Origin of the sequence: Thermobacillus xylanilyticus, assembly GCF_907165215.1 — a bacterium.
In the GTDB taxonomy this organism is placed as follows: domain Bacteria; phylum Bacillota; class Bacilli; order Paenibacillales; family Paenibacillaceae; genus Thermobacillus; species Thermobacillus xylanilyticus.
Window position 1 is genome coordinate 41,617 of the sequence record NZ_CAJRAY010000094.1, and the last position, 6,534, is coordinate 48,150.

Sequence of the window (6,534 nt, forward strand, 5' to 3'; positions counted from 1 at the left end):
CTGCTGATCGCGGACGTTCCGGTGCGGAGCGCGCGGACCATCGGCAAGGACGGGCGGCATCTGCAGATCACGCCGCAGGGTCCGCCGGGGACGTTCGAAGCGGTCGGCTTCGGACTCGGCGAATGGGCGGCGCGGATATCGGACACGGCCCGGGTTGATCTGGTCGGCGAGCTGAACATCAACGAATGGAACGGCCGCCGCAAGCCGCAGTTGCTCGTGCGCGATCTGCGCGTAAGCAACGTGCAGCTGTTTGACGGACGCGCCCGGCGGGCCGGGGCGGGCGGCACGGCCGGCAGGCTGGACCGGCTGATGGAGCTCGGCGCGCGCGGCATCGCGGCGGAACCGGCGGCGGTGTTCACCGCCGATCCGGCCTTGCGCGAAGCCGCCGCCGCGGGCGCGGCGGACAGCGCCGGCGCATGGATCGTCCGCGCCTATGACGACGGAGACGAGGACCTCGGCGATTGCCGTTCGATCGTGCTGATCGATCCGCCGCCGAGCGAAGGGCGGCTTGAAGCGATTCTGAACGCGTGCCGGGAGCCGGCGGCGGTCTATGCGCTGTACGAGGTGCCGGATGCGCACGCTCCCGACCGCAGCGCATTCACCGCGGCCTACCGGCTGCTGCGCGAATCGTTCGCGGAACCTGCCCGGCCGGAAGAAGTCCGCGCCGCGCTCGGGAAGCGGGGGCTGCCGCAGGATCTGGCGGAGCTGGTGCTGGACGTGTTCGGGGAGCTCGGGTTCCTCGAGGCCGAGGGGGACAAGATCCGGCTCGCGCCGAATCCGGCAAAACGCAGTCTGGAAGAGTCCGCGGCCTACCGGGAGGCGGTTCGCGCCGCCGAAGCGAGACGGCTGTGGTCCGCGCCGGCCGCCGAGCTGGCCGCGTGGATCGAGCGTAAGGCACCGGCATGCCGGGAATTTGGACAGGAGCCGAACATCCGGCCGCAGCCGGCCGGAGCGGCAATTCCACAAGGAGGATAAACGAAACATGAATTTCAAGGACTACATTCGCGTCATACCCGATTTCCCGCAGCCGGGCATCCGTTTCAAGGACATCACGACGCTGCTGAAGGACGCGGAAGCTTACCGGAAAGCCGTCGAGACGATCGCCGACCAGGTGCGGCATCTGAATGTCGATCTGATCGCCGGTCCCGAAGCGCGCGGTTTCGTCGTCGGCGCGCCGCTTGCGCTCATGCTCGGCGTCGGCTTCGTGCCGATCCGTAAATCAGGCAAGCTGCCCGGCGAGACGGTCGAAACGTCGTACGATCTCGAGTACGGCAGCGACAAGCTTGCGATTCACAAGGACGCGATCAAGCCCGGCCAGCGCGTGCTCGTGGCGGACGACCTGCTGGCGACCGGCGGCACGATCGCGACGACCGTCAAGCTCGTCCGGATGCTGGGCGGTGAAGTGGCCGGCGCGGCATTCCTGATCGAGCTCGGCTATCTGAACGGACGGGAGAAGCTTGAAGGGCTGGACGTTTACTCGCTCATCACGTATTGAAAAACGGCACCCCCGCATTCCGATGATCAGGCGGCGGCACGGCTTCCGGCCGCATCAGCGGAACGGGGGTTTTTTCTTTGCGGGGGTTTTTATGGCAATCGTCCGGCATCCGGATCCGCATCCGCCCGCGCCGCAGTTGACGGGGCAAGCCTCCGGGGTCATAATGTAAACTAACGTACCGCACGGGCATACCGCGGCGCACGGAAGAAAGGGACGATTCATGGGCATCGAGTCGCTGATCGAGAAAGCTTCGACCTACATGAAAGAATCGGATATCGCGAAGATCCGGGAGGCGTACCAGTTCGCCGCCGAGGCTCACAAGGGGCAGGTCCGCAAATCGGGCGAGCCGTATATCGAACACCCGGTCGCCGTGGCCGAGATCCTCGTCAACATGCAGATGGACGTGACGTCTGCCGTGGCTGCGCTTCTTCACGATGTTGTCGAGGATACGAACGTGACGCTTGACGATCTGCGCGAACGGTTCGGCGAGACGCTTGCGATGCTGGTCGACGGCCTGACGAAGCTGGAGCGCATCCAGTTCCGCTCGAAGGAAGAGCAGCAGAACGAGAACTACCGCAAAATGTTCGTCGCGATGGCGCAGGATATCCGCGTCATCCTGATCAAGCTGGCGGACCGGCTGCACAATATGCGCACGCTCAAGTTCCAGTCCGAGGAGGCGCAGCGCCGGATCGCGCACGAGACGCTGGAGATTTACTGCCCGATCGCGCATCGCCTCGGGATGTCGGCCATCAAATGGGAGATGGAAGACATCGCGCTCCGCTATCTGAATCCGCAGCAATATTACCGGATTGCCAACCTCATGCAGAAGAAGCGGGCCGAGCGCGAGCAATACATCGCCGACGTGATCGAGCGGATCCGCGAGAAGCTCGCGGAGATGGGCATCCAGGGCGACATTTCCGGCCGGCCGAAGCACATTTACAGCATTTACAAGAAAATGACCGAGAAAAACAAGCAGTTCAACGAGATCTACGACCTGCTTGCGATCCGCATTATCGTCGACAATGTGAAGGACTGCTACGCCACGCTCGGCATCATTCATACGTTGTGGCGGCCGATGCCCGGCCGGTTCAAGGACTATATCGCCATGCCGAAGGCGAACATGTACCAGTCGCTCCATACGACCGTCATCGGCCCGAACGGCGAGCCGCTCGAAGTGCAGATCCGCACGTGGGAGATGCACCGGACGAGCGAATACGGCATCGCGGCCCACTGGGCTTACAAGGAAGGACAGACGAATCCGAACGCCGGCTTCGGCGAGAAGGTGAAATGGTTCCGCGAAATTCTGGAGCTGCAGAACGAGGCGCGCGACGCCGCCGAATTCATGGAATCGCTGAAGATGGATTTCTTCTCCGATCTCGTCTTCGTCTTCTCTCCGAAGGGCGAAGTGTTCGAACTGCCGGCCGGATCGGTGCCGCTCGACTTTGCTTACCGCGTGCACACCGAAGTCGGCAACCGGACGATCGGGGCGAAGGTGAACGGCCGGATCGTGCCGCTCGACCACAAGCTCAAGACGGGCGACATCGTCGAGATTCTGACGTCGAAGCATTCGTACGGCCCGAGCCAGGACTGGCTCAAGATCGCCCAGTCGTCCCATGCGCGCAGCAAAATCAAGCAGTGGTTCAAGAAGGAGAAGCGCGAGGAGAACGTCCAGCGCGGCCGCGAGGCGATCGAGCGCGAGCTGAAGCGGCTCGGCCTCGAGCCGTCCGAATGGATGCAGGAAGACAAGCTGCAGCCGGTCGCGGCGAAATTCGCGTTCAACGACATCGAGGACATGTTGTCCGCCGTCGGCTTCGGCGGCATCACGGCGGCGCAGATCGTCACCCGTCTGACGGAGAAGCTGCGCCGCGAGACGGAAGAAGCGAATCAGATCGAGCTGTCGACCGAGGTGAAGGAAGTCAAGCCCCCCGCGTCCGCGGCGGTCGGCCAGCGGAGGCGATCGGCCCAGGGCATCCGGGTCAAAGGCGTCGACAACCTGCTCGTCCGGTTCGCACGCTGCTGCAACCCGGTGCCGGGCGACGAGATCGTCGGGTATATCACGCGCGGCCGCGGCGTATCGGTTCACCGGTCGAACTGCAACAACCTGCCGTCGCAGGACGGCGAAGAAGCAGCGCGGGTCATCGAGGTGCAATGGGAGCAGTCGGCCGACGCGAACTACGCGGTCGACATCGAGATCCGCGGGCATGACCGCAAGGGGCTGCTGAACGAGGTGCTGTCCGTCGTGGCGGAGAGCAAGACGAACATTGCGGCCGTGTCGGGTAGATCGGACAAGAACAAGCTGGCGCTGATTCATATGACCATTCTGATCCGCAACATCGAGCATCTGCAGTCCGTGGTGGACAAAATCAAGCGGGTGCGCGACATTTTCTCCGTTCAGCGGATCATGCAGTGACCGTGACGAAAGGCTGGAGCAAAAGGCATGAGAATTGTGGTGCAGCGCGTCGCATCCGCATCCGTCACCGTCGGCGGCGAGACCGTCGGCGAGATCGGCCGGGGGCTTCTGCTGCTCGTCGGCGTGACGCATGACGATACGGAAGCGGACGCGAAATGGATGGCGGACAAGATCGCGGGCCTCCGCATTTTCGAGGATGATGCCGGGAAGATGAATCTTTCCGTCCTCGATACCGGAGGAAGCATCTTGTCCGTCTCGCAGTTCACGCTGTACGGCGATTGCCGCAAGGGAAAGCGTCCGAATTTCATGGAGGCCGCGAGGCCCGAACAGGCCGAGCCGCTCTACGAGACGCTGAACCGGTTCCTGCGGGAACAGGGGCTCGTCGTCGAGACCGGACGGTTCGGCGCGATGATGGAGGTTCGTCTCGTCAATGACGGACCGGTGACGCTCATACTGGACACCCGGGACCGGGCACGCTGAAGACGGCGGGCGGAAGACGCGCCGTCATGCGCGGCGCCGGGTGCGGGTTAAACTGCCGCCGGGCGGGCTACACTAGCGGACACGGGCTGCTGGCAAGCCACGTTCTGAGGAAGGAGCTGGGCGGCAGTGCGGCAATCGCCGACGCAATGGCAGATGGCGCGCGCCTCTGCCATGCTGCCGGGCGCGGAGCGGCGGGAAGCGGCCGCCGTGCTCGGCCAGGAGGACGGGATCCACGGGCGGCATCCGGACATCCGGGTGACGCCTGTCCGCGGAAGGAGCGGAGCGGCGCAATTCTGACGCGGCGGATCCATGAGGGGAGAGCGGAATGCGGATACACATTCGAATTGAAGATATGGCGTTCGAGCGGTCGCTGGCGAACATCGCGGCGCTGTTCGACGAGGATGCGTCCGTCACGGCCGGCCCGGATGAAGCGGCGGACGCGGAATGGACGGTCGCCGTGGGCGTCGAAGATCTGGGCGTCAGCGTGCGGGCCCGGGCCGTGCTGACGGAAGCGGGCGGCGGCGCTCCGATTCAGGCGGAGCAGGTTCGCGCGGTGCCGGACGGCGCATCGGATGAAGAGCGGCGGGCCGTCCGCCGGCAGGCGGCGGGAGCCGCGCTGCTGGACGCGCTCGAACGCCGCACGGGGATCGTGCAGCCGTGGGGCATCCTGACCGGCGTGCGGCCGACGAAGCTGCTGCACGACCGGAACCTGCGCGGGATCAGCCGCGAGGAGACCCGGCGGGAACTGCGCGATCTGTACCGGATCGGCGACGGGAAGATTGCGCTCATGGAGCGGATCGTGGACCGGCAGCTCGCCGTCATTCCCGATCTGTACCGTCTGGGCCACGAGGTCAGTCTGTATATCGGCATTCCGTTCTGTCCGACGAAATGCGCCTACTGCACGTTCCCGGCTTACGACATCAACGGCCGGCAGGGGTCGGTGGACGGTTTTCTGTACGGGCTGCATGAAGAGATGCGGATGATCGGCGATTGGCTGAAACGAACCGGCACGGGCGTCACGACGATCTACTACGGCGGCGGCACGCCGACCAGCATCTCCGCCCAGGAAATGGACGCCTTGTACGCGCTCATGTACGAGGCGATCCCGGGCATCGACCGGGTGCGGGAGATTACCGTCGAGGCAGGCCGTCCGGACACGATTACGCCGGAGAAGCTTGACGTGCTGCGCAAATGGAAGATCGGCCGGATCAGCATCAACCCGCAGTCCTACACGCAGGCGACGCTCGACCGGATCGGCCGCTGGCACACCGTCGAGGAGACGATCGACAAGTTCAAGCTGGCGCGCAAGCACGGCATGAACAACATCAACATGGATTTGATCATCGGACTGCCGGGCGAAGGGCCGGAGGAGTTCGCGCATTCGCTGGCCGAGACGGAGAAGCTGATGCCGGAGTCGCTGACGGTGCACACGCTGTCGTTCAAGCGGGCATCGGAAATGACGCGGCGGCGCCGGGAGGGCGACGACGGCAGGTTCCGGGTTGCGGGCCGCGAGGACATCGTGAAGATGACGGCGATGGCGCTGGAGTGGACCGAGGCGCACGGGTACGTCCCGTACTATTTGTACCGGCAGAAAAACATCCTCGGCAACCAGGAGAACGTCGGGTACGCGAAGCCGGGCGCGGAGAGCCTCTACAACATTCTGATGATGGAGGAAATGCAGTCGATCATCGGCATCGGCTGCGGCGCGACGAGCAAGTTCATCGATCCGGTGACGGGCGAGATTACGCGGCATGCGAATCCGAAGGAGCCGAAAGCGTACATCGAATCCTGGGAGCGCGCCGCGGAGGCGAAGATCGAAGCGCTGGACCGGGTGTTCCGCGCCGGAGCGGCGTCGGTTTGATCCGCGGCTTCCGCGCCCGCTTTCGCCGGGCAGCTGCTTTGTAATACAATTGTAATCTTTTTCACACATTCCTTTAACCTTGCGCGCCTATAATGAGACTTGACCCCCTTTATTGATAGAGCAACCCTTTCAGCCTGCAACGTTGTTGCAGGCTTCTTTCTGTCTGCCGGCATAGGCGATTTGATCCGTCCGCTGGACGTCGAAGACCCTTGAACGTCCATAACGGCCGGCGGTGTCAATCGTCTGTGAAAATGTCACCTTAACTCGTCTGTGAAAATGTCACTTTTT

At 63.8% G+C, this 6,534-nt stretch carries 6 protein-coding genes; all 6 read left to right on the forward strand.

The window, feature by feature from the left end; all coding sequences use genetic code 11:
* A partial coding sequence (locus tag KJQ12_RS17740) for a single-stranded-DNA-specific exonuclease C-terminal domain-containing protein (protein ID WP_213486564.1) occupies positions 1-975 on the forward strand: 975 nt, incomplete at its 5' end.
* 7 nt (positions 976-982) lie between these two features.
* Positions 983-1,495, forward strand: coding sequence for an adenine phosphoribosyltransferase (locus tag KJQ12_RS17745; protein ID WP_213486565.1), 513 nt, complete (start codon positions 983-985; stop codon positions 1,493-1,495).
* 220 nt (positions 1,496-1,715) lie between these two features.
* Complete coding sequence (locus KJQ12_RS17750; RefSeq protein WP_213486566.1) at positions 1,716-3,905, forward strand: RelA/SpoT family protein; 2,190 nt, start codon at positions 1,716-1,718, stop codon at positions 3,903-3,905.
* Between the two features lie 27 nt (positions 3,906-3,932).
* Positions 3,933-4,385 carry a D-aminoacyl-tRNA deacylase gene (dtd, locus tag KJQ12_RS17755; RefSeq protein ID WP_213486574.1) on the forward strand — a complete coding sequence of 151 codons (453 nt, stop codon included), beginning with the start codon at positions 3,933-3,935 and terminating at the stop codon, positions 4,383-4,385.
* Positions 4,386-4,511: 126 nt separating this feature from the next.
* A complete protein-coding gene (locus tag KJQ12_RS17760) occupies positions 4,512-4,682 on the forward strand; it encodes a hypothetical protein (RefSeq protein ID WP_213486577.1) in 171 nt (56 codons plus the stop codon).
* Between the two features lie 28 nt (positions 4,683-4,710).
* Positions 4,711-6,246 carry a coproporphyrinogen III oxidase gene (locus KJQ12_RS17765; protein WP_213486579.1) on the forward strand — a complete coding sequence of 512 codons (1,536 nt, stop codon included), beginning with the start codon at positions 4,711-4,713 and terminating at the stop codon, positions 6,244-6,246.
* The last annotated feature ends 288 nt before the right edge of the window (positions 6,247-6,534 follow it).